Consider the following 22,635-nt stretch of genomic DNA (forward strand, 5'->3'; position numbering starts at 1 on the left):
TAATGGCATACACCAGTGATTCAGATTTCACGTAGCGTTACCAAAACAGCATGTAAATGGGTGTTATTAGCTAATTTATAACGGTTTTATGGCATCAGACATAATTCGCGCTCGACTTCACGGCGATTGACTAACCCCTTCCAAACCTTGCCGCCAGCCTTAATCCATCTACGCAGCTCATCGCACGCGCCAGAAGTATCGCCACGGTTGAGTTTTTTCACCATGGTGGAATTGGCCATGGCAGTAATACCAACGTTGTAGCCAAATGATGCCAGGGCAGCTTTGCGAAAATCGGACATTGGAACGTTAACGATGCGGTCGATGGCGGCAAATACGGGGATCAAATCTTTGTGTAGCAAAGCATCACATTCAGCATCACTGTAACGTTTGCTGGGGATGATATCTTTGCCAGTGTGACCATCGCAGACCGTTAGCACGCCAACCACATCACGATAAGGCAAGTATTCACGCCCTTCTAGTCCGTCATGACCACCAGTTAACGCCACCGCAATTGCCATAGCACCGCCTGAAGCCGCACCGATTATTTTATTTCGCAATCCAGGAGACATATCACCTCTCCATTCTTTGTAGAGCTTCATTCACTACAGCTATAGCTTCTGGGTTAGTCTCGGCGGTCTTATCTTCTAAGAACTCACGAAGTAACTGCGTCCGCTTCTGTTCTTCTTTTAGTTGAGCATCCTTTTCTCGCCTGTTTGCGTAATACGTTTTTATTGTGAACCATGCACTAATCGCTGCGCCGACAATAAATATGTAGTCCTGTGTGCTTAATACGGAGAACGCGGCAAGTGACCCCGTCCACCAATACTGAAATTGGCTTGTGTCATTCATTTTCATGCACCACCTCCCCGGTTTGGGGAAATAAAAAAGCCTGCTGGGCGAACCATGCAGGCTTTTGGGGTAGTCAGGACTGACCGGAACTGACCAATAAAAAACCGGAGCAGCTTTTAAGCATACTCCGGCATCTTTCGGAAATTTAGCGCATATATGATTCAGGGTCAATCATTGGTCAAAAGTCTTTTTCTAACTGAATTCTCTCAATTAAAACATCACCGGCATTCGACTCTTCTACATATAGCCAGTGCATGCATTCTTTAACTAACGGCACATATTGCGCAGCCCACTCCCCGGGAGGTATCTCAGCCCCTATGATGCCCATGGATTTGCGCAGATGTTCCATTGTTGGCGGTATACGGCCACCACCACCGCATTCGTTACATGTTTCTGGATGAGGTCGCAGAGTTTTACCGGCACCGTGACAACGTGGACATACCTGCGTTATAGATGCCTGCTGCTTAGCCCATGCCCGCAATGCGCCACGCTCTGTTTTGATTTTGGACTGAAGGGTTTTTATTTCGTCTGCCAGTAATGCGATAGTGCCATCATCAAGTGCCTGGGCTTTATCTCTTTCCAGTAATTTGATTTGCTGCTGTAGCCCATCAACGACTTTTCTGGTCATTCCAGTACGGGAGCCGTAACGCCGCAGTAAAGTTGCAATTTGCTCTACCTGCGCCGGGAGATTTCTATCCAATACCATATTCAGCGCTAACTGGCAGGCAGCAATGGCTCGAGGTGGATGTGGTCGCTTATGCAGCCACACACTAATTGCGGCCCGTAAGCGTTGCTCTGCTTTGCAGTCATTGCGGTATTTGGTCATCAAAATATCGAATCCGACAGGGTGTATATGCTGGCACGTAGCAAAGGTACCTAATATCTGGTCTTTGGTCAAAACTGCACGGCCTCGGCCAATGTTCAGCGATTCAATGCTGACGCAGCGCGGATCGTGCATTTTGATAAGTTGTTCAATAGCAGTGGTCATTGGTCAGTCCTGTGTTTGGCGGTCAGGACTGATTGTATAGCTCATACTATGAATCGCAACAATGATTAGAGTCATTTTGAGCAGTCAATGCCTATCCATTGCTCTTTTTTCAAAAAAATAACGATACCTATTATCTATAATAAGCACAAAATCACATTTGTTATACAACCAATCATTTACTCTTATTGAATAGATTATCCCTATGCCACTTAAGATATTTCATTGATCTATTATTAATTTTTATTTTTATATCTGTTTTTATATTGAGTTCTTCTATTATTTCACTAATTAATGGCTCGTCTCCGATAAGCATTTCCCCCTGATCGGAAAAACTAATAAAACCCTTATCGAACAATACATCCACATGCGCGGCCAGCATCAAACCATTATATCGATCTAATCTCTCTTTATCAGAGCTTTCTCGCCACGGTTTTATGTGACTAGCACGGATCATTTCAGGCATACCTATGCCGGTAACTGGGCATTTGGGGTAGAGTTCTATTAATTTTTTTCTAAAACCACCTTGACCTACACGTGCATCAACTAAAAGTTTCTTGGTAGTTTCAGGAATATTATTTGAGTCAAGAACCTCTTGCACATCCTGATAAATATCATCGACTCCCAATGATTCAGCTAATTGCGATTCCCTTACTGACATTGAAATCTTATCAGATATTTTTAATATATTCTTGCTTTCACTCAATTTGAGCAAAAGCATACCGAGCTCTTCACTCAGTTTCGTTAAATAGAACTTTTGATTTCCGCCTCCGTCAGTACGAATTGGCGAGTATTTATTTTCAAGAAGCGGCGAGATTTCTTTTATTTTATCTTTAGGTTTGAATGGAGTCAGTGGATAACTGAAGTCCACGTTAACTTTTTGAAGTGGTTTTTCAAATCCATTTAAATCTGGAGATCTTACAACTTGATACGATGTAGAGGTAGCAACACCTAGAGCACCAATCTCTTGTTTGGCGAATGAAAAAATTATATCACCAAGTTTCACGTCCCGGATATTTGTATAAGTTTGATTATTAGAACCATCCTTATTGGTATAAGGGCAGCGTAAAAAACCACCACTTCGTTCAGTTTTATATAGCTTATTATGATTTACCCAGAAAAATTGCCGTGCCGATGTATCACTCTTCATAATCATCTCATAACATTATAACTTTCAGACAAAGTTACAACCGAAACAATTACATATCAACTAATGTATCTACTTATTAGGAGTTCGTGACCAAAATCACAGAACAATGATAACACATAGTTATTATAATGGATTAGCTCGAGTTTGGGTATAAATATAAAGAACTATTAAAAATGGTATTAATCCTCAATTTTTACTACTAATTTAGGATAAGTAGCACCTTATCTCTGCTTTGGCATGTTCAAATCCATGGCAAACTTTAGCCACATATTTGGCATCAGTTAGTCGATATATCCACCCTAGTTGCATTTTAGTGACCTTTCCGTTTTCCGCTTTCATCTCAATCCACAATCCCGCATAACCACCGCGCGGCAGCGCCAGAAACAAATCTGGCACACCTTTCCGCAATCCAAGCCGCTTAGCATCCCTTGCTGCCTTTGGCCTGCGCTTCCCCTCATTGGGGATATGTATCAGATAGTCCCCGATACAAATACCGTTGATAACAGTTTTATCTGCCCACGCAATAAGCGCGGCCTGTTCCTCGGTTTCCGCCTGGTGGTTAACTTTACGAACCTTCCCGTTACGCACTTCCAGCTTTGCTGCTGTTCCGATGATGCCAATGGCATCTATGCTATTAAGCAAACTGGCCCCCTTTAGCGGTTACCAGCGATTCCTCCAGCCAAATCCTAAGAGTTGCATGCAATGCCTGTAATATCGTTTCCTCAAGCTCTCCAGGCTGCCATTCATATGGTACCCGCCCATCAATAACATCATGGCAGCAGTGGCAGCCAAATACGGCCCAGAAGTCATCTGACTTATACCCCATGCCGTGGGTTGAACTGGGTAAATGGCACAGTACCGTTGTTTCTGGGTTGCCGTTACAGATGCCGGGGATCTGTAGCGTGCAGCATTGGCCCCGCGCGGAATCGCGTAGGGCTTTACTTCTAAATGCCGGAGATTTCATATCAATACTCCAGCAGCCGGTTAACTGCCTGTTCCATTTCATACTCGTTATCAAAGTGCTGGCCTAATGTCTCATTCCAGATAACACCGGCCACCCCTTTGTAAATCCGGTCAAAAGCTCCCTGATCCATATTCACAAACGCTATGCTCCAACGCTGCTTCAATGTGCCACCCTCGGGGTTGGGCATCAGGTCATAGAATCCGGCCTTGATCATGACGTGGTTGAAGTAGGCAGCATCAGTCTTTACCGCCTCACCATCAAACCTCTTCTGGCGCTGCCTGATTACCCTGTCTAATACCGCTTGAGCAATAGACCTGGTTACCTTTTCATAGAGTTCTGGATCTCCAGCGGCACTACCTACAGCTTTAGCCACTTCATGGGCGATCCATTCCTCTGGCGCACTAACAAAGGTCCAATCTGGCACCCAATAAGAGAAACCCAACTCAAGCAGTTTCCAGAATTTACGGTGATGTTTTAGGTTACGGCGGTCACCAATTGGACTCATTGAAATTGGAGTGCCAACAGGCACCCCTTTCATCGTTTCGCGATCATGATCAGTGGCGTACTTGATTCCACCACCAGGTAACAGGACGCCCAGCACCTCAGTCTTTTTCTTTCTCGGGGACTTAGTTCGCTGCGTTGTTGTCATACGGCCCCCATTGAGGACAGCCGCTCGGCCTCTCGACGGATCTGGGCTAAAAATGCTTCGCCAGTGGCAAGTAACTGCTCACGGCTGATATAGCTAATGGCTGGGCCACGCCATTCCTTATCGAAAATGGCAATAGCCGCACCAAACCCGGCATTACAGGCCACCTGAGTGCTATCTTCGGGACGGAACCAAGCCGGTACTTCAAAACCAATTCTGCCGCGAATGAATGCAATATGATCTGCTTCTTCAGGCCACCACACCTCTGACGTTGCCGCTTTGGTCAAATAGACATATCGACCGCCGCGCTGCCGCATTTCAGAGGTATAAGCCATGATGTGCCGCATACCAGTGATATATTGCCCTTCATGCTTCTTCGCCGTGCTGTAGGGCGGATTGGCATATGCTGCACCATTCAACTCGATCAGTTTCGCGGCCCAGTCTTGAGTTAGCGCATTATCTTCAGCAGTGTAATAAGCAGGCGTTTTCGCATTCTCACCGTCACTGAACAGATCCAGGACTAACGGGCCAAACATCGCATTGATGCCCCAGAACAGAGCATCTGGCGTGCGCCACTGATCACCAATCAATTTCAACTTATGCGTTGGGGCGGATTTGAGAACTGCCAGATCATGAACATATTGGGTATTGGCGAAATCAATCATGCAATGGCTCCCCATAACCAGAATTTGGAACCAGGCGATAAAACCAAACACGCTTACCGCTATCCTCATTGCGGACAGTTCTGACCTGTTTCACCAGCCCATGACGGACAGGATTAATTTCACGCAGGCGTGCGCTTATAGCGGTCTGGGTATCACCTTCACCGGGGAACATCTGGGATAATAATTTTTCGAGATCGCGCAGGGTCCGCCAGTCAGCACCACTGGCAGCACTGATCACGCGGTTTAACTGGCTGTTTGCATCACTTAACCGACCAGCCAGGCGCATAGACCTTATATCGTTGTTAATACCAACCCTTTCGGCGTTGGGTACGTGTGGCTTGATCACCATTACGCGCCCTCCCCGACCAGCACTTGGCGGGTTCCGTCTGGCGTTGGTTGTGACACAATGCCTTCAACCTGCATTCTTTCTAGCAGCCAGGCAGCACGGTTATAACCAATGCGGAGTTCACGCTGTAGTCCAGAGATTGATGCCTTGCCGCTTGTCTTGATGAACTTCACTGCTTCAGGGTAGCGATCATCATCGTCCCGTTCTGCACCGTCCAAATCTACCCATGAACTACTGGTTGCCTCTCCGCCTAATGCGGTAACCAAATCCGCAATCAAGGCAGCTAATTCACCCGTCATCAGAATGAAATCGGCATCAAATCGCTGGGCATAATCCTCGCGATCGATATCGTCATTTTGCTCCAGAAGCGTGGCACTGTATTTCACTCTCTTCAGGCTGCCATCATCGGACAACATGAAACTGATACGTTCCCGCCACTCCAAAGCCAACTTGGTAACCAGTTTACCGGCGGCGATATGCCCACGGATCTCGTCACTGACTAAATCCTGATGTTTACTGCGCAGAATGCCACTCTGTTCCAACACAGCCTTTAACTCAGCTTCTTCCTGAAGCACAAACCCAGCAGGCGCGGCACCTGAACGCAACCATTCGGTCAGCGTCAGTTCAATTGGGGTATTAAGTGTCATAGGGACAACAGGCAGTGAACCCATGGTTTTGCGCAGTAATGACAATGCATTTTCAGCTTTCCGCGCGCTAGCGGCATCGATGATGATTAACCCAGCCCCTGCGTTAATCCAGATGGATGTTGTAGAGTATTTGCTAAAGGCCCGTGGCAGCAGAGTCTGGATAACTTCATCTTTCAGCGAGTCTTTTTCTGTTTTTTTCAGTTTACGATGTTGCTCTTGCTCCAAGCGTTCAACTTTACTCGCCAGCTCACGGGCGATAACCGGCGCAGGTAAATCCTTTTTTTCACACTGCAATGTGATCAGGATTTGCTTGTTAGCCACATGCGCTAGCGTGGCGCTTTCGTTACCCATTGGCGATATCCAACCAGTTTTCGCCATATCCTGACTACCACACGGTGTAAATGCGAATTGCGCCATTTGCTCTTCCAGATTGGCGAAAGATACATCGCGGGATAGTTTGTAAATCAACACGTTCTTGAAATTAATGCTCATTGGTCAGTCCTCAGTAACTTGATTATTATGCAAACCGTGGTCGGCGGCCTGCTGCAATGACTCTCGGTGTTTACTGTCCAGAGACTCTTGTAACCTGATACTTTCATCGCGCCATCCTCTTGCCCTTTCCTTCTGATCCTGTTTAATTTTGTCTTTCAACTCGTCTAAAAAATGACGAATTTTTGTTGGTACCCCATTACCCAACTTGCCCTTATCTGATAACAACAACTGATATTTCTCAGCTTTAGGTTTGGGCAAGAGTCCTGTTGTTACCGCCTGTTCAACCGTGCGTTTTACCGTTTCTTTGTCCCATCCCTCCGACACTGACCACTCCGGTGTTCGGCCTGTCCCCTGTGCTGCCTTAGTCAATCGCTCATAGGCCGCAATGAAAGCCATACGCGCACCTACCTTGTCGCCTTCCTGCATAATTGGCTGAGCAATATTCCATGCCTGGGCAATTTCATTCGTCCAGATCACCGTGTTAGCCTCATCTTGCGCAGGTAATGCCAATGCCCACGCCTCATTCGCTGAAAGCCAATCGGGCTTACCGGCAATATGTTGGATATTGCGGATAATATCAGCAGGCTTTGGCGAGAAACGGCCCTGATCCGGATCGGTCAGCCAGTTACTGAATGCCTGGCGCACTGTGTCGATATCGTTGGGCAGCAACGCATTCCAATAGAGTTCCAGCACGGCTTTTGAAGCATCTTTGCCGTATATCGCCAGAGTGGCTTTCATGATTTCTGCAAATTCACGTTTATCATCTAAACCCTGCATACTCACCACCCATCATTGACAAAATCGTCAGCAACCTGTGCATTGCGGGCCTCCAGCGCTTCCTGACGACTCATGCCGGTGTTACCAGCGCACTGATTTTGTGGCCGACTACGATTCTGCAACCATTCAAATTTCAACCCCTGCCAACCGGCGGCCATGGCTTCAGACAACGCATCATCCACAGACCATCCAGCAGCAACCGCTTTACTCAACTCCTTACCCAACATGTTCACCACGGTCTGAGTCATTGGAGCTCGTTTTGCTTTTCGGTGTTTTAGGTAGTCATCCCAAATCTCAGAGCTAACAGCCATCGGAAAAGCGGAGAAGTCTATTGCCGAATGTTTAGCCGCCTTACGTGTGCGCTTCTCTGTAGTAATCTCTGTAGTAATCTCTGTATGATCGAAATGGGGAATCCCTTGCCCGCCAGTTAGGGAATCCCTTGCTGGCGGCTTGGGCTTTTCCTCGTTCGCCAATTGGGGTTTTCCCGTTTCCCGAAATGGGCTTTCCCCATTTGGGGATTTATCAATAGGTTGCGATAGCATCCCATCCAACCGGTCGGTATCAATCTGATAGTAAATACGGTGTTCTAACCGCTTATTTGTTTCTTTCAAAACCCCCGCTTGCTTGAGCTTTTTACGAGCTGTGAGTTGTTCCTCGTAGGTCAATCCTGTTTCAGATTCAATCTCTTCCGTAGTTTTAAAAATGCCAAACTCTGAAGTTTCTTTGCCAGTCCAATAGAAGAACTGGCAGAACAAAATGACTGCGTTTACGCTCCCAAGATATGGAACCAAGCCAGGGTAGTAAGCAATCGGCCGGCCAAATTGGTATATGAGTTCAGATGGCGTCATAGTTCCCCCTACGGCTGCTTTGCATCAGAGGGACTATGTTGGCGGGAATAAAATGCCTGGGTGATACCAGATAAAGCCCCTGTGATAGCCATACGGCGGGCCTCCTGCCCGTCAATAGCCAGTTTTTTACCCACAATACTGGCAATCAATTCTACCGATTGTGTGGTCGTTGGCGTGATGTTAGTCATTGGGATTTCTCCTGGCTGATTGGAAGCTCAGGCAGCCACTCGGGTACCGGCAGCCCGGCTAGTTTTAATTCGGCATGGACGTGAGCCAGCATTTCTGGAGCTTCAGCAAACATCGCCAAAAAACCACGAATTGCAGCCACATTGGTTTCTACTGCGGGGTTTGAATCCAGCGCATTGGCGGTGCTTTTTATGGCCACTGCCTCGCTTTCTGTCCACCTGGTCTTAATCTGATCTTCACGCACGGTATGGAACGGTAAACCGTTCTTTCCCACCTTTTTGCGGGATAGTAATTCCCGCCGAACGTCAGAGGCTATCGCAGCCCCTGCCGTTATACCGGCAGGTTGGTAAATTGTGGTCATTGGTCAGTCCTTAAATATCTTTGGTGATTACACGCATGGACATAAACTGTTAATCGTTTCTTTTTTAGTCCGCCATGGAGGCGCAATGTCCAGTGATAATTCCCTTAGTTACATTAGAGCCTTGGTCGATGTTGTCGCCATTACCGTGCTATCCGGTAGTGATGAACAACATAAGCTCCGCATCAAGCAAAGTCTGGATGCAATCATGAATCATCCGACACTGGAGATTTCACCTGAGGGTCAGGAATTATTTGCTCACTTTGCTGCCCTTCTGGATGGTTCAAGCACTGAGGTTTTCCTTTCAGCACGGATAAGCCAAGAAGATCCAGATCCTGAAAAGTCACACTCTTCCCCTCATTTGCGTTTAGTGAGAGGGGGCAAAGAGGAGTAGCAGTTTTTTGTGTCTTACGTTTAGCTCTCCAGCTAGCGAGCCAACGCTTTGGGCTAATAGTCATTGGTCAGTCCTCTATCTTTACTGATGAGCTGGTTTGGTCAGAACCAGGCTGAGATTTTCCGGGTTACGGCCATAGTCGGCCGGGTTATAGGTGTATGGGATGCAGGAAGATAAATGGCACAACAGGGCAATATCTTCAGGCACACCTTGTGAACGCCACTTACCAACAGCTTGCCCGGTTCGTGGCTTACCTTTTGCAGGAAAGCGGCGGCCAATTTCCGCATTGCTGCCAATTTCAGTTTTCAAAATTTCATATAGTTTCATTGAAACCTCCTCGCTAAGCGTAACTAAAGTGTCGGGTTCGCGCAAGAGAATAACGAAAACAAAGTTTCCAAAGATGGTGTTACTTTGGTGTCAGATTTTAGCTATACACAATATTTGGAGAATTTAATGGCAAGCACTCTGGCTGAAAGGGTTAGCGAACGTAGAGCGGCTTTGAATCTTAGTCAGGAAGAATTAGCCAGGAAAGCCGGTGTATCGAGGGTTGCTATAAGCAAAGCTGAGCTGGGGCTGACCAAAAATTTTAATGGTGATACGCTGTTTAATATTGCCCGTGCTCTTTTATGCAATCCAGAATGGCTTCAGACGGGAAAGGGAAATCCTGAATTACAATCCACATCCAGCGCTAATTGGGATGCGAATGTGAAAGAGAATAAAGACTCGCATCCTGTACAATCCTATGAGTACCCAAAAATCAGTTGGGTTAGCGCGGGGAATTGGTCTGAAGCTATTGAGCCATACAGCCTCAACGAAATAGATGATTGGGTCACTACCACCAAATATGCGGGCCAAAACGCTTTTTGGCTTGATGTTAAAGGGGACTCCATGACCTCCCCGGTGGGGCTAACCATTCCAGAAGGTATGTCAGTATTAGTGAATCCTGATATCGAACCCACTTCGGGTAAATTGGTGATTGCTAAATTAACTGATGATAATGAGGCTACATTCAAACGTTATATTGAAGATGCTGGCAATAAATATCTCAAACCGCTTAACCCTCAGTATCCAATGATAAAAATCAATGGTAACTGTCGTATTATTGGGGTTGTCGTTGAAGCCAAATGGGAAAATTTATAGGGAGATAGCAATGTATTGTATGAAATGCGGCGCATCAGTTGAGCCCCATAGCAAGTATTGTTCATCATGCGGAACTCAAGTTAGTCAACCAAGCCAAATAAATCCCTCAAATACCTGGCTGAGTGATTCGCCTAAAAGGCAGCAAACCATTATTGATCCAAAACCTGCCGCAACAACAGAAAATAGCCTCATAGGTTTTATCAAAAAATGGGGCACGAGAGCTATTATTCTCATTGTTGCTACTATCTTTGCTGTCCTCGCTAAAGATTTAGGGCGCACACTAACAGATAAATCAGATAATGCTTCAATTTGGGAAAAAGCCGTACCAGCATTTGCTGAAGAAAAAATCAAAATTGGCATCCCTAAGCGTTTAGATGACAACACCCTTTTAACTGATATGTTTGTCAAAGAAAAAAGCATTAATTATATATATAAAATAAATGATATGAGTCCTGATGACGAAACGGTTATTCACGCTAAAGCCGTTGCGAAAGAAAGTTTTACCCATGCACTTTGCGACAACATTCTCATCGATAAATATCAAGGCTCAGTTAACTATATTTACCAATTCCCCACAAAGACATTGACCGCCACCTTTAATAAATCAGACTGCCCACCTCGTTAACTCCCCCATCTTTCAGAAAAACCACACTAAATGGTTTTTCACAACAGCGCCCGAAACTAAAGTATCAAATCTCACTTGACGCAATCCGAAACTATAGTTACATTTAGATTCAAGAACAGAACCACCACCCGAAACAATGGGTACGCTCTTTAACAAACAGGTTAAGTGACACTAAACGGTCCGCGTGTACCGGTCACGGCTCAGCTAAACCACGAATCACCCACAATTGAGGAAAAAATCATGAAGTGGACTTACCCTGCCTCTGTCAGTGTGAGGAGGTAGGTATAAGATCACTGATAACGGTGTTTACATGAATAAACCTAGCCTAGATATACAACTACAAATAAAGGAACTACTGGAAAAATATCCGAGCTTTACTTTCCAGCAACTCAATAACTGGCTGAATAAAGACGGTCTTATGCTGTCAATTCGCACTATTGAAGAAAATCAACAGTTAGTGGGCACTGATATAACGATGAGTAACTCGGTTCCCTGTGGGAAGAACCTCAAAAGCAATCTCCAGTAATGGTTCTTCTGGAGTGGTGTTTGCCAGCGATGCATAAAATGCTCTTCTCTCTGGTGGCATATTTCTTACCAGCTTTTCGGCATGTGTACTGATTTCAAATATCCCGCACTCGACACATTTGTAAGCTATGTAGTTAGAAGAATCGGTGAACACATAGCTTCCAGCGCTATCACATAGCGGGCAAGTAGATTCAAATCTTTCTTTCATACAAAAATCCTTACTTGTTGTGGTGACAGCAAGGATAGCACGCGCCGGGCGTGGATAAATATCCCGGAAAAAACCAACTGAGGACTGACCAATGGCCACAACATCTCGTCAAAAGCGTATGGCAAAAAAACGCAATGCCCATATCCAGGCACTGGCAAAGCGTGAAAGTAACCGAGTTGAAAAAGCAGTATTAGTTTTGGTGCGGTGTAAACCGATGCCAGATATGCCAGCAGTACCCAGCAAGCCCAGAACTTCAGCAGATCCAGAGAAACGGATTGCAGCAGTTGCCCGCCAAAAGATGCGTGGTTGCAGTAAGTTACCTCGCGGCGTGCGTTAAGCATTAATTAGCAGGAAAGCAAAATAAACCATCGGAGCTACAGCTTAGGCTGTGGCTCTTTTTTTTCACCTAAAAGGAACCAATATGAGCAATTTACCAGCAATTAGTATGAAGCAGATTGAATCTTCCCAGATCCACAGCATCGGCCATGACCCAGTTAACAACATTCTGGCGATTCGTTTTAAGTCGAAAGGTGAACCGGCGGCCCTGTATCACTACAAAAACGTGTCCGCTGATGATTACGCGGCATTCTCCGGCGCTGAATCAATTGGCTCTCACTTCTACCGCAATATCAAGCCAGATACAGATCGCTACCCATTCCAACGCATTAACGAAAAGAAAGACGGCGAATAAGTGGCTTTACCGCTGCCTCTGTTCGCAGGGGCTTCGGCAACACTCCTTACCGTGAGGTGCATCGTGAATGAATACAACTATCAGCGAATGGTTGAGCAATCGCTGGAACAATATGACCGCCTATTGATTTCGGATCCTGATGAGCAAAAGGAATTAGGCAAGCGGATTGAGTTTTTACGCCGCCATTCGAAAATGCTCGGCGCTTTTAAAACCGCTGTCAAAAATGGCTGCTTTATTGCGGGTGCAAGTACCCATTACCTTGCAGCACTTACCGAAACAACCGCTATGGAACTCTATCTGGATGAGGTGCAGGAGGAAATATTTCTCCGTGTTGCCAAAGCAGAAAGAGCCATGGAGTTAGATGCAACACAAAGCACCTTCATAGACTAGGAATAATAATCGCGATAATTATTTGATAGCCTTTTCAATAAAAATTGCTCTGCAATTAGCAAGGAATTCATTCTTTGTTGCTATTGGATCTGCTTTAATCTCAGCCCCCATTTCTGGGTTAGCCTTAGCCTGATTCAATATCGATCTTAAATAGTAATAAGCCGATTTATTAAATTCAGCATCAGCAGATTTTCCTATTTTTTTATTGAAATCATCCCAAACGCTAACGCCTGCGGCGATAGCAAGCTCGTCTGATTTTCCTTCACTGAAATAAGCTTTTAGTGTTTGAAAACCGGCAAGGCAGTTTGTATCTAATATCGTTAGAGTCTTATACCAAGATGCCTCTGATTCTTTGCCTTCACATCCAGTCAGACGATACTCACTTTTCTCATTCTTAGAAAGATCTGAACTCACGTAGATAGTTTTGTGTTGAGTATAAGCAAAGGGAATGAAATCAGCCTCTTGACTATTTTCCCCTGTAATACGGACCTCACCACAAACAAACGTTTCGCCGGTAGAGTTGGTTACTTCAGTGATTGACCGATATTCCACTGTTTTCGGGTTCTGCATGCCTTCACGCATCACCTTTTCCATGGCTGGAATATCTACAGCAAATGCTGATGGAATACTAAGAATTGATGCTAATAAAACTACAAGTTGTCTTTTCATACCTTTTCTTACTTATCCATATCCTAAAAGAGAAAAGCCCCAGCGATTAAGCCGGGGCTATCCCAGGAGTGCGGGACCAACCGCAAACCTACTGAGGACTGAACAATAACCACGAGGATTATTATCAGCGTGGTTGAGTGACCAAACCCAACCATGGGAAAGCATACCATGACTATTGAATTCATCAAGAAACTCCAATACCGCCACCGCGTTACCGGCGACGACTTCAACCTGTATCCCAAACAATCTGGCCTGAAATTCTTCTTCGCCTGTGTTTTAGGCGCGTTCATGTTTCTGGCTATCGCTGTCAAAATCTGAGGGCTGACCAATGACCACCCAAGCAGTAACAACCAGTAATCTCCCGTCCGCCGTGGTTGGGTTGAATATTGACGAACCAACGTGGAACGCGCTGAAAAACAGTATTTACCCTGGCGCTAAAGATGATTCAGTCATCATGGCGGTGAGTTATTGCCGCGCCCGCCAGTTAGATCCGCTGATGAAACCCGTTCATTTAGTTCCTATGAGCGTGAAAGATGCGGTAAGTGGTAAATATGAAATGCGTGATGTGGTGATGCCCGGTGTTGGGCTCTATCGCATACAGGCAGACCGCTCTGGTAACTATGCCGGTGCACAGGAACCCGAATTTGGCCCTGACCTCACACAAGTTTTTAACGGAGTAGAAATTACTTTCCCTCAGTGGTGCAAATACACCCTGAGCAAACTCATGCCTAACGGCACTATCGTGGAGTTCAGTGCAAAAGAGTATTGGCTGGAAAACTATGCCACCGCGGGCCGCGATACTCAGGCACCCAATGCCATGTGGAAAAAACGGCCCTATGGGCAACTCGCCAAATGCTTTGATGATGAAACTGAAATACTCACTGATGAAGGGTTTCAGCTATTTTCTAAAGTAACAGGGAAAATATTACAAGTAACAACTAATGGTTTGGAATCATCCTCTGCAATTCCATTTGTGCAGCCTTATAGCGGCTCAATGGTAACAGCGAATGGTAGTCGCTTGAATTTTAGCGTAACACCAAATCACGATATGTTAACGAACAACGGAAAAGTAGAGGCAGCAACACTATACCAAAAAGCTACGACAGATAGTTCTAAGTGGGCAATTCCGAGATCTGTTGTTTCAAATCGTCCTGATGCGAATATTAGTGATCAACTTTTATACTTAGTTGGGTACCTATTAGCCGATGGCTACCACTCTGGATACCATCAAATCAGGGTTTCCGTATCTAGGCTCTATAAAATAGAAGCTTTATTTTCTTTGGGATTGCATAGCAAAGTATCAGTAAAAAAAGACGCTGGCAGAGAGGCTGTGACCGGCAAAAGAATCATTAAAACCATCAGGGATAAGAAGAGTTTTACGTATGATTTTAGCTTAGTGTCAAAATATATGACGGCCGATAAGCGTGTTCATCCTGAATGGATTTTATCATTATCATCTCGGCAGGCAAAAATTGTTGTTGATTCCCTTTTAGAATTTGATGGATCTCACAATGGCTCTGTACGCCGCTTACATCAACGAAATACCAATGTCATATCTGCATTTGAGTTATTAGCCATTCAAGCTGGTTATTCAATAAGTAGCCCTTCCGTACAAAAAAGCGATATTGGCTCGTGCTCATTATTCACCCTTTCTGAAACAACCACTTCACCAGTAGTGAAAGGCCTCAGTAAAAACTCATCATCATTAGTAATAACTCAAAACACCTCCGGCAAAGTATGGTGCGTAACAGTACCATCAGGTGTCATTGTTGTGCGTCGCCACGGGTTATCTATGCTCTGCGGTAATTGCGCCGAAGCCCAGGCACTACGTAAAGGGTGGCCGGAAATTGGTCAGCAGCCAACAGCAGAGGAAATGGAAGGTAAAAGTCTTGATGTGAATGAAGGTAAGGAACACAGCCAAGGCAGCCAGCAACCAAGCCAGCCGCAGGCACTACCAGAATACAGCGCGGAACAATTTCAACGCGCGCTGGCTGACTGGACAACACTGATCAATAAAGGCAAGAAAACCGCCGCGCAAATCATCAACACCATCGAAAGTAAATACACCCTCACCTCGGCACAAATCAAAACTATCGAACATCTGGAGGCAGAAGATGCAAATCATTAATGTCCAGCAAGGCACGCCAGAATGGCACGCCTTACGCAGTCGCCATTTCACTGCCAGCGAAGCCCCGGTAATGATGGCAGCCTCCAGTAAAATGCGCCGCGATGAATTGCTGAATATGAAGGCCACCGGCTCGGAACGGGAAATCAGCGATTGGGTACAAACAAACTTGTTCGATAAAGGCCACGCGCATGAAGCCACAGCGCGGGTCATCGTAGAATCCATGATCGGTACCGAATTATTCCCTGCAACTGCCATCGATGACGATGGCTATTTGTTGGCTTCCTTTGATGGCATGACCATGATGGAAGATGTGTTGTTTGAACACAAAATGTGGAATGCCACACTGGCGCTGGCGGTGAAAAATAAAGACCTGCCGCCAGAATATTACTGGCAGTTGGAGCAACAACTTGCCGTAAGTGATGCAGAAAAAGTCATTTTTGTGGTATCGGATGGCACCCAAGAAAACTTTGTCTGGATGGAATATTTACCGGTGCGCGGGCGGCGCAAGGAATTGATGGCGGGTTGGCAGCAATTTGAACAGGATTTGAACGGTTACACAGCCCCTGAGATAAAAGACATACCGCAAGGTAAAGCCTTAATGCGCCTCCCTGCCCTATTGGTGGAGATAGAGGGCGCGGTAAAAGAATCAAACCTGACTGTTTACCAGAATCAGGCGCTGGCCTTTATTCAATCCATCAACACTAATCTGGTGACCGATCAGGACTTCGCTGACGCCGAAGAAACCGTTAAGTTCTGTGAAAAAGCAGAGAAAGAACTGGATCTGATTAAACAGCAGGCACTGTCTAAGACTGAGCAGATTGATCTACTTTTCCGCACCATTGATACCTTGCGCGATGAAATGCGAAACAAACGGCTAGACCTGTCAAAACTCGTTAAGTTGCGCAAAGAAGCTATTCGCCTTGAAATACTGAATAAGGTAAAAGCCGCTCTTGCTGAGCACATTGCCGGTATCAATAAACAGTTGGCTATTGTCACTCTACCTACTATCCCGGTTGATTTTGCCACTGCTATCAAAGGCAAGAAAACCCTCACCTCTTTGCAGAGTGCAGCCAACGATGAACTGGCCCGCGCCAAAATAGCCGCGAATCAATTAGGTAAGAAGTATCAGGCCAATTTAGTGTTATTTGCTGATATTGAACCGGCTTATAAAAATCTGTTCGCTGACATCAACCAGATAATTGCCCTTGAGCACGAACATCTGGCGCTGATGATTGATCAACGCATTACCCGGCAAAAACAGATTGAGGAACAGCAGCGACAACAAGCAGAGCAACAACAAGAAGAATTGAAAAAACGGCAACTGGCCGCCGTAGCGCTCGTAACAGAAACCGCTACCGTAATCACAGCAGTAACTCCCCATCAGCCGTTGCATCCTGAGGGTTCGGTGAGTTTTCCTGACCAACTGGGTAAAACAGCAAATGCGGCAACAATAGACAAGCCAGCTAATTGGATTGCCCAAATTGATGCTGATTTAGTAGCGGCAGGAATTGAGCTTACTACTGAAACAGTTAACCGCCTGTACAACGCGGTAAAAGCTGGCCGGATCCGCTATTTCTCTATCACGCAATAACCTTTCATAACCTGCCCCGGCAGGCATTCCACAGGTAACCCATCATGACCACACAGGCCACAACTGCCAGTGTGCTGGAGTCATCTCTGCGTCCAGTTCGGGCGCAGTTAGACCTTGCCATCGAGCAGACTACCGGCACCGCACAGCGCTCTATAGAGAGCGCGACTGTTTTACTCAACCAAGCACAGTCCCTATGTATTGAACAACTCAACATTGAGACTGACGAGTACAACCTTTTATTCGACCGTTTAGAAAAAACTGAAAACGACCTAACCACGAAATCCTTGGCGTTAACACAAGTGCAGGAACGCATAGAAAATGCAGACCTGTCAGTGAGTGAAGCCAATGCACAGCGAGACAGTATTTCAGCCAAATACAATCTTTCACTTTCAGACCAACGCGTGTTGGCTACTGAGGTGAATCGGTTGAAGTCACTGAATCCTGAAAAAATGAAAATCCAGATCGTTCGCCTCAAAGATGATTTGGAGAGCAAGCGCACGCTGTTAAACCAGCAACTAACAGAGATCCGGCGATACAAAAAAGAGGTGGCAGAAAAAACCAGCAAACTGGCTGTCATGGTCAATGTTAATGACCAATTGAATAATGCCGTTTCTGACCTCACCAACCGGATCCAGCGTATGGATGGTGACGTCGAACCAACCTATTACCGTGGTCATGATGGCACTGAGTTTTACTTTTATACCTTCCAGTGGGGGCTAAAACTGCGCTCAGGTGATTACGATATGCAGCTCATTAACGATATTGACTGGCATATTGAAATCCGCACCACCAGCGGCATTGGCCTGATCGTTTCGGTGAATGAGTGGGCATTGCCGGTCTACCCGATGGTTGATGACTTCAAACAGAACTGGCCGGATGGCCTAACACCCGCAGTTACCCAGCGTATTCGTGATCTGCTTGAGCCTACTCACCCACATTGGGTGAAGCGGGCCGAATGGGCCGAAACCGTACTGACCGAAACCCTGCCGTTGAAAGAACAACATTTAGAACTGCTGGCCCGCGCGGGGATCCATTCTTTGTTTGATGTTGTCCGTCGAACGCCGGATATGTTGGCTAATGTCGTCAAAGGCTTCGGGGCTGCCAGCGCCCGCCAGGTACATGCTCAATGCACCCGAATCGTCAAAGACTGGGAATTAGAGCAGAAACAAAAGGAAGCCGCATGATGGATGAGGAACTGAACCTAAGCAACGGCTGCTATTTTAAGGAAGATGACCGGGCCGACTACACCGCTTGCATCATCTGGCTAATGCGCTCCCGCGCAGAGATCCGCAGTGGTAATCCCTATCGACCGATGCCAAAACCGATTTATCCCGGTAATGAGCAATGGCGTGGCTTATCTCAGGTGAATACGGTCGATATCGGTATTCGTAAACGCTACTCACTGGAAGTTTTACTGGCTATCTATCAGTTTCACCGCGCTGGCCACAATGAAAACGTGATTGCCAGTGATACCGGTATTCCGGTGACCACTATCCGCAAGATGTTAGAGCATAAAACCCAGAGCCAGCGCAAAGCATGGCAATTGGCGCACCAGCTCCGCATCCCCTCCAAGAGAGACATTATCAACCGGTTAATACGGGAGATTTAGTTGTAGAGGAAAACCCCATGAGTATGGGTAATTTATTTCGAAAAAATAAACTGAGGACTGACCAATGACCAACGATAAAACTCACCAGATTGATGCACCAACATTTTCTGTATCCCAGCAACCTACTGAGTTGCCCCTTTCAGCCTTACTTACTCAGCGTTGCGTCGAATTTTCCAACAGCCCGAAAGCTGTCGAAATTATCGACAAAGGCATTGAAAAACTCTTTGGTAACTTGGTTGAAGATGCTTTCGGCTCATATAGCAACTTCAGCAAGGTCATGAAAAACGCAATGAAAGCCGCGCTGCCTACCAACGTCGAGAACATCATCGAGCTGGAACGCTATAACAGCCTTATAACCCGATTAATGCGCGAAAAATGGGAAACGGCTGGTATCGAAAGCGGCATAGTCAAAAAGATGGATGAAATGATAACTGAGTTCACTTCAGAGGGAGTGATACCAAAATTCATTAAAGCATCTGATCTCTGGGCGGCGTTTGTAGAAGATAACAGTGAAAGAGCCAGCGAAGAACGTTGGGATAACCCTCAGTCCATTTTTGAAGATGACCGTGATGATGGTTTTATTTATGTCGGATTACACGCCGAACCGGCTGGCGGTTATAAAACAGAAGTTAGCAAAGCATACAACTGCGATGTCTATTTGGGTTTTCGCGCTGAGCGTGTAGATGGATGGAGAAGCGCGCAAATCCTACACGACGAATGTCCAGTCTATGAACTGTTCTCAGGCAGTTTGGAGCATAACAAGATACTTGGCAAAAGAATCATTAAAGCATATAGCCGCTTTGAGAAGCTTGTACTTGCGCTATATCACGGTGGAAGTCTCTTAGTGTGGGATTCGGCACCAGACGACCTTTATTACCCTGGCAACGATTAATCAGGAGCGAGGTATGTCTCAGGAACTGGCTTTGAAATTTAGCACCGCAGATCCAGAACAACTACTGGGCATACTTCCTACGAAAGAGGTTCTAGATTAATGAATAATGAAATCGCTTTATCAAATAGGTTTGATTATTATGGAGTGGAGATTTCACCACAAAATAGAGATTTACCAAGCATTTATCCATACCAAAAAACATTGGCATAAGTAAGGTTAATACTTTATAGAAATACAAACACCCCTTAATAAATAAGGGGCTGTGTTAGGTTAAGTAGATTAAGCATTAATTAAATGTTTACTTTTCCTTGTAAACATCTGCAGTAGCATGGATTTTATTATTTGTGTTAGCCGAAGTAAGTACGTATATATCACCTCCTTTCTCATCGGCCTTTTTAGATAGTTCAGTCTTTGCATCAGACTGCGATACTTCGCCGGCAGTGGAAATGTGTGCAACTTTTACATAGTGACCTTTCACCTTTTCAAAATCTACTTTTGACATTAACTCTGCTGACATCACATTGAAAGTGAGAGCACTAACGAAAATACACAGTATGTATTTTTTCATAAAATATTCCTTTAGTTGGTAGTGTGTATGGCATTCTAATAAAACTGACTAGTTACATTTAACCAAGTTTAAGTATCTACTAATTTATATATGTAATGAACCACACCTGTTGATAACATGTCTCGTTGTATATATTCCCTCTATTATTTCTGATAAAAGTTTTTCGGGATTATTATCAATGATCAAGGTAGAGATAATGCATCCAACTAGTCATTCGCAGTAGCACCTTACGCATAACAGAAACATGAGTAAAATGGTCAGAATAAACAGCAACCTGAGCAAAAATACCATCAGGTAATGCCTCTACATCAACATTGGATTCCAGTTCAATGACAGCCAATACACCATCAGTACCAGGAGTAATGCTCAGTGATTGCAATGCTCCCTGAGCCTGATATGTTCCTCCAGGAACTACGGGTAGAATTCTGACGAGTTTCCCTTGGAAAACCTGGCCTGGTAATGCATTAAAAACAACTTCAGCTTCATCACCAGCTTGCAGGCGCAGCAATGAATTTTGACGGAATTGCGCAATAATCTGCCGTTTTTGTTCCGGAATAAAAACCATAACCGGGCGCAACGGGAGTGCTGCAGCATAGGTTCCGGGACGGATGAGCACCTGAGTTACATAACCGTTACTGGGAGCGCGGATAATGGTTTGTTCAAGATTGTATTTGGCTTCTGCTAATTGGGCTTTGAGGCTGACTATCTGAGATTGTTCCCCATTTATAACGCTATCTATCTGACTTCTTATTTGTGCCTGTTCGGCTACTGAACCTTTCACGAGCGCATCTTGCGCCAGATAGTTTTGTCGCGCATTATCAATATCACTTTCAGAAAAAGGATTAACTTTTGCTCTACTTCCTCGAACATAGCGTTGGTAGTCTTTATATAATCGATCCCGTTCGGCAGTCACACCCGATGTATTGGCCATCGCCTCATCTAATTGCCCCTTAAGAACCAGCGTATTATGGATTGCCGTTATTAAATCAGCCTGTAGTCGATCAACTCGAGCCTGATACCTAGTTGCATCAATTTTAAAAAGTATTTCACCTTTTTCTATAAATACATTTTGTTTATTAGTGACTTCACTAACCACTCCAGTCACCTGAGGTGTGATAGGAATAGAAATAACGGCCTTTTGTGCTTGAAAAGTATAGGGATGATTATAGTTCATCAATAAAATTAGCGCGCCAATTAAAAAAACACCACCTAATGCAGCGGTGGGAACAGTCCATTTATTTACCGGTATTTTGAATATTTTAAATATGGACCAGGCAAACGCAACATATGTTAAAATAATGAGTAAATCCATGATGTTACTCCGCTGGAGGAATTGTATTATCGGCCAGTTTTACTTCTAAATCTGTTACGCGCTGCTGGAGATGGGCAAATGAAGCCTCCTGACCTTGCATACCCCAACCACGTTCAGGCCGATATAGGGTGGCCCATATCCATAAAAATGGCCATATGACATGCAGAGTGAACAGGCTTACCCATCCTGCAACATGAATAGCATCAGCATGAGGATGATTCCGTGATTTTGCAATCAGATAGGGAATATCATGAAGAATTATTATCCCGTAAAAAATCACGAGGAGGACAAAAATAAGCACACCTAAAGCAAAATAATTAAGGAACATAGCCACCTCGAATAGACGAACTGCTCATCATCAATAAAGATAGACATATCTTTTCATAATTGTTATTGAAACTGTAAAATTTTTTACAGAACTCAATGCATCATATTACTTAAAGAGATAACCGCATTTAACAGGGATGCTTATTTCTTTTCAAAATGAGGGTAATACTACCTGCCATGAATCGATGGATAATTGATAAGTAGAAAACTACATCCTTACATTTTCATCGCACTTAGCAAGAAAGTAGGTGATGTATAACAATGATCACTATTGGACCAAGTTGCCAAATCCGTTCCTTTTGCACCAAAAATCGAATTCGTATTTGTTCACTAGTTGAGTGAGAGATAATACTACCGAACTATCTGCGGCCAAGAACGACGATTCTGTTGGAAATCGCTGCATTATGCTCATAATTTCAAACAATGATCAGCTCATTGAAAATACAAAACAGATTTATTATCTGATCTGCCACTCGTTGAGCATAAATAGTTAAACTTTGTTAGATATATCTGTCTATTGTACTTCAACCATGTATCCATTTAACGATCAACGACCTTACACTTGTCTTTCATCAGAGCCTGAATCAACAACAATTCATCATTACAGTTTATAGTACTGTAGTCTAGCCCCTTTATTTCATTGGAGATCAGGT

The 22,635-nt window shown here is 45.0% G+C and carries 31 protein-coding genes and 2 pseudogenes; 12 read left to right on the top strand and 21 right to left on the bottom strand.

Features of this window, described 5'->3' with window-relative positions; genetic code table 11:
• Window positions 1-86 precede the first annotated feature (86 nt).
• From QSV56_RS06220 to QSV56_RS06290, 15 genes and pseudogenes are all read right to left on the bottom strand, one after another.
• Window positions 87-569, bottom strand: a complete 483-nt coding sequence (locus tag QSV56_RS06220) for a lysozyme (protein ID WP_050946155.1) — start codon at window positions 567-569, stop codon at window positions 87-89.
• 1 nt (window position 570) lies between these two features.
• The gene (locus QSV56_RS06225) at window positions 571-849 is read right to left on the bottom strand and encodes a hypothetical protein (RefSeq protein WP_050946169.1); all 279 of its coding nucleotides are present in this window, start codon (window positions 847-849) and stop codon (window positions 571-573) included.
• A 178-nt stretch (window positions 850-1,027) separates the two neighbouring features.
• Window positions 1,028-1,837: a TIGR02642 family protein gene (locus tag QSV56_RS06230; RefSeq protein ID WP_050946156.1), complete on the bottom strand. Its 810-nt coding sequence runs from the start codon at window positions 1,835-1,837 to the stop codon at window positions 1,028-1,030.
• A gap of 172 nt (window positions 1,838-2,009) precedes the next feature.
• Window positions 2,010-2,984: an HNH endonuclease gene (locus QSV56_RS06235; RefSeq protein WP_050875397.1), complete on the bottom strand. Its 975-nt coding sequence runs from the start codon at window positions 2,982-2,984 to the stop codon at window positions 2,010-2,012.
• 204 nt (window positions 2,985-3,188) lie between these two features.
• Window positions 3,189-3,626 (bottom strand): VRR-NUC domain-containing protein, encoded by a 438-nt coding sequence (locus tag QSV56_RS06240; protein ID WP_301211492.1) that lies wholly within the window; start codon window positions 3,624-3,626, stop codon window positions 3,189-3,191.
• A complete protein-coding gene (locus QSV56_RS06245; RefSeq protein ID WP_301211495.1) occupies window positions 3,619-3,948 on the bottom strand; it encodes a DUF1364 domain-containing protein in 330 nt (109 codons plus the stop codon). The genes QSV56_RS06240 and QSV56_RS06245 overlap by 8 nt, the downstream gene beginning before the upstream one ends.
• Window position 3,949: 1 nt before the next feature.
• Window positions 3,950-4,597 (bottom strand): DUF1367 family protein, encoded by a 648-nt coding sequence (locus QSV56_RS06250; RefSeq protein WP_226719285.1) that lies wholly within the window; start codon window positions 4,595-4,597, stop codon window positions 3,950-3,952.
• Window positions 4,594-5,259, bottom strand: a complete 666-nt coding sequence (locus QSV56_RS06255) for a phage N-6-adenine-methyltransferase (protein WP_226719286.1) — start codon at window positions 5,257-5,259, stop codon at window positions 4,594-4,596. The genes QSV56_RS06250 and QSV56_RS06255 overlap by 4 nt, the downstream gene beginning before the upstream one ends.
• On the bottom strand, window positions 5,252-5,608 hold the full coding sequence (locus QSV56_RS06260) for a hypothetical protein (RefSeq protein WP_049603919.1): 357 nt from the start codon (window positions 5,606-5,608) through the stop codon (window positions 5,252-5,254). The genes QSV56_RS06255 and QSV56_RS06260 overlap by 8 nt, the downstream gene beginning before the upstream one ends.
• Window positions 5,608-5,778 (bottom strand): DNA translocase FtsK, encoded by a 171-nt coding sequence (locus QSV56_RS06265; RefSeq protein ID WP_301211700.1) that lies wholly within the window; start codon window positions 5,776-5,778, stop codon window positions 5,608-5,610. The genes QSV56_RS06260 and QSV56_RS06265 overlap by 1 nt, the downstream gene beginning before the upstream one ends.
• A 66-nt stretch (window positions 5,779-5,844) precedes the next feature.
• Window positions 5,845-6,744: pseudogene (gene rdgC / locus QSV56_RS06270) on the bottom strand (recombination-associated protein RdgC); the annotation flags it as partial.
• Between the two features lie 3 nt (window positions 6,745-6,747).
• Window positions 6,748-7,521, bottom strand: coding sequence for a hypothetical protein (locus tag QSV56_RS06275; RefSeq protein ID WP_226719288.1), 774 nt, complete (start codon window positions 7,519-7,521; stop codon window positions 6,748-6,750).
• 2 nt (window positions 7,522-7,523) lie between these two features.
• Window positions 7,524-8,369, bottom strand: a complete 846-nt coding sequence (locus QSV56_RS06280; protein ID WP_301211508.1) for a hypothetical protein — start codon at window positions 8,367-8,369, stop codon at window positions 7,524-7,526.
• A gap of 8 nt (window positions 8,370-8,377) precedes the next feature.
• Window positions 8,378-8,557, bottom strand: a complete 180-nt coding sequence (locus QSV56_RS06285; protein WP_050130888.1) for a hypothetical protein — start codon at window positions 8,555-8,557, stop codon at window positions 8,378-8,380.
• Complete coding sequence (locus QSV56_RS06290; protein ID WP_301211512.1) at window positions 8,554-8,916, bottom strand: hypothetical protein; 363 nt, start codon at window positions 8,914-8,916, stop codon at window positions 8,554-8,556. Before QSV56_RS06290 ends, QSV56_RS06285 begins: the two co-directional genes overlap by 4 nt.
• Window positions 8,917-9,001: 85 nt before the next feature.
• On the opposite strand from QSV56_RS06290, the gene QSV56_RS06295 reads away from it, so the two are divergent.
• Entirely contained in the window at window positions 9,002-9,307 is a 306-nt protein-coding gene (locus tag QSV56_RS06295) for a hypothetical protein (RefSeq protein ID WP_301211514.1), read from the top strand.
• Between the two features lie 81 nt (window positions 9,308-9,388).
• Here the strand turns inward: QSV56_RS06295 and QSV56_RS06300 are convergent, their stop codons facing one another.
• Window positions 9,389-9,634 carry a hypothetical protein gene (locus tag QSV56_RS06300; RefSeq protein WP_050148857.1) on the bottom strand — a complete coding sequence of 82 codons (246 nt, stop codon included), beginning with the start codon at window positions 9,632-9,634 and terminating at the stop codon, window positions 9,389-9,391.
• A 126-nt stretch (window positions 9,635-9,760) separates the two neighbouring features.
• Here QSV56_RS06300 and QSV56_RS06305 point away from each other — a divergent pair, with 126 nt between their 5' ends.
• Both QSV56_RS06305 and QSV56_RS06310 read left to right on the top strand, forming a co-directional pair.
• Complete coding sequence (locus tag QSV56_RS06305) at window positions 9,761-10,447, top strand: LexA family transcriptional regulator (RefSeq protein WP_301211520.1); 687 nt, start codon at window positions 9,761-9,763, stop codon at window positions 10,445-10,447.
• Window positions 10,448-10,457: 10 nt separating this feature from the next.
• Window positions 10,458-11,072, top strand: a complete 615-nt coding sequence (locus QSV56_RS06310; protein ID WP_050877586.1) for a zinc ribbon domain-containing protein — start codon at window positions 10,458-10,460, stop codon at window positions 11,070-11,072.
• Between the two features lie 454 nt (window positions 11,073-11,526).
• On the opposite strand, the gene QSV56_RS06315 is transcribed toward QSV56_RS06310, so the two are convergent.
• Window positions 11,527-11,805 (bottom strand): hypothetical protein, encoded by a 279-nt coding sequence (locus tag QSV56_RS06315; protein ID WP_301211523.1) that lies wholly within the window; start codon window positions 11,803-11,805, stop codon window positions 11,527-11,529.
• A gap of 91 nt (window positions 11,806-11,896) precedes the next feature.
• Here QSV56_RS06315 and QSV56_RS06320 point away from each other — a divergent pair, with 91 nt between their 5' ends.
• The 3 genes from QSV56_RS06320 to QSV56_RS06330 all read left to right on the top strand — a co-directional run bounded on the left by QSV56_RS06320 (window position 11,897) and on the right by QSV56_RS06330 (window position 12,886).
• A complete protein-coding gene (locus tag QSV56_RS06320; RefSeq protein ID WP_050126800.1) occupies window positions 11,897-12,142 on the top strand; it encodes a hypothetical protein in 246 nt (81 codons plus the stop codon).
• An 84-nt stretch (window positions 12,143-12,226) separates the two neighbouring features.
• On the top strand, window positions 12,227-12,496 hold the full coding sequence (locus QSV56_RS06325) for a KTSC domain-containing protein (protein ID WP_050297935.1): 270 nt from the start codon (window positions 12,227-12,229) through the stop codon (window positions 12,494-12,496).
• Window positions 12,497-12,559: 63 nt separating this feature from the next.
• On the top strand, window positions 12,560-12,886 hold the full coding sequence (locus QSV56_RS06330) for a hypothetical protein (protein WP_301211530.1): 327 nt from the start codon (window positions 12,560-12,562) through the stop codon (window positions 12,884-12,886).
• 18 nt (window positions 12,887-12,904) lie between these two features.
• On the opposite strand, the gene QSV56_RS06335 is transcribed toward QSV56_RS06330, so the two are convergent.
• Window positions 12,905-13,555, bottom strand: coding sequence for a hypothetical protein (locus QSV56_RS06335; protein WP_050876379.1), 651 nt, complete (start codon window positions 13,553-13,555; stop codon window positions 12,905-12,907).
• 168 nt (window positions 13,556-13,723) lie between these two features.
• On the opposite strand from QSV56_RS06335, the gene QSV56_RS06340 reads away from it, so the two are divergent.
• From QSV56_RS06340 to QSV56_RS06365, 6 genes and pseudogenes are all read left to right on the top strand, one after another.
• A complete protein-coding gene (locus tag QSV56_RS06340; protein WP_154295109.1) occupies window positions 13,724-13,873 on the top strand; it encodes a hypothetical protein in 150 nt (49 codons plus the stop codon).
• Window positions 13,874-13,883: 10 nt separating this feature from the next.
• A pseudogene (bet, locus tag QSV56_RS06345) lies at window positions 13,884-14,411 on the top strand (phage recombination protein Bet); the annotation flags it as partial.
• Window positions 14,412-15,669: 1,258 nt separating this feature from the next.
• Window positions 15,670-17,274 carry a YqaJ viral recombinase family protein gene (locus QSV56_RS06350; protein WP_301211538.1) on the top strand — a complete coding sequence of 535 codons (1,605 nt, stop codon included), beginning with the start codon at window positions 15,670-15,672 and terminating at the stop codon, window positions 17,272-17,274.
• A 44-nt stretch (window positions 17,275-17,318) separates the two neighbouring features.
• A complete protein-coding gene (locus QSV56_RS06355) occupies window positions 17,319-18,458 on the top strand; it encodes a hypothetical protein (RefSeq protein WP_301211541.1) in 1,140 nt (379 codons plus the stop codon).
• Complete coding sequence (locus tag QSV56_RS06360; RefSeq protein ID WP_301211543.1) at window positions 18,458-18,883, top strand: hypothetical protein; 426 nt, start codon at window positions 18,458-18,460, stop codon at window positions 18,881-18,883. The genes QSV56_RS06355 and QSV56_RS06360 overlap by 1 nt, the downstream gene beginning before the upstream one ends.
• Before the next feature lie 64 nt (window positions 18,884-18,947).
• Window positions 18,948-19,775 (top strand): hypothetical protein, encoded by an 828-nt coding sequence (locus QSV56_RS06365; RefSeq protein WP_301211545.1) that lies wholly within the window; start codon window positions 18,948-18,950, stop codon window positions 19,773-19,775.
• Window positions 19,776-20,073: 298 nt separating this feature from the next.
• Here the strand turns inward: QSV56_RS06365 and yahO are convergent, their stop codons facing one another.
• The 3 genes from yahO to QSV56_RS06380 all read right to left on the bottom strand — a co-directional run bounded on the left by yahO (window position 20,074) and on the right by QSV56_RS06380 (window position 21,983).
• Window positions 20,074-20,343 (bottom strand): DUF1471 family periplasmic protein YahO, encoded by a 270-nt coding sequence (gene yahO / locus QSV56_RS06370; protein ID WP_050130922.1) that lies wholly within the window; start codon window positions 20,341-20,343, stop codon window positions 20,074-20,076.
• Between the two features lie 175 nt (window positions 20,344-20,518).
• Complete coding sequence (locus tag QSV56_RS06375; RefSeq protein ID WP_050130924.1) at window positions 20,519-21,655, bottom strand: HlyD family secretion protein; 1,137 nt, start codon at window positions 21,653-21,655, stop codon at window positions 20,519-20,521.
• A gap of 4 nt (window positions 21,656-21,659) precedes the next feature.
• Complete coding sequence (locus QSV56_RS06380) at window positions 21,660-21,983, bottom strand: DUF3302 domain-containing protein (protein ID WP_050130926.1); 324 nt, start codon at window positions 21,981-21,983, stop codon at window positions 21,660-21,662.
• Window positions 21,984-22,635 lie beyond the last annotated feature (652 nt).

The organism is Yersinia sp. 22-579 (assembly GCF_030433455.1).
Lineage (GTDB): Bacteria > Pseudomonadota > Gammaproteobacteria > Enterobacterales > Enterobacteriaceae > Yersinia > Yersinia enterocolitica.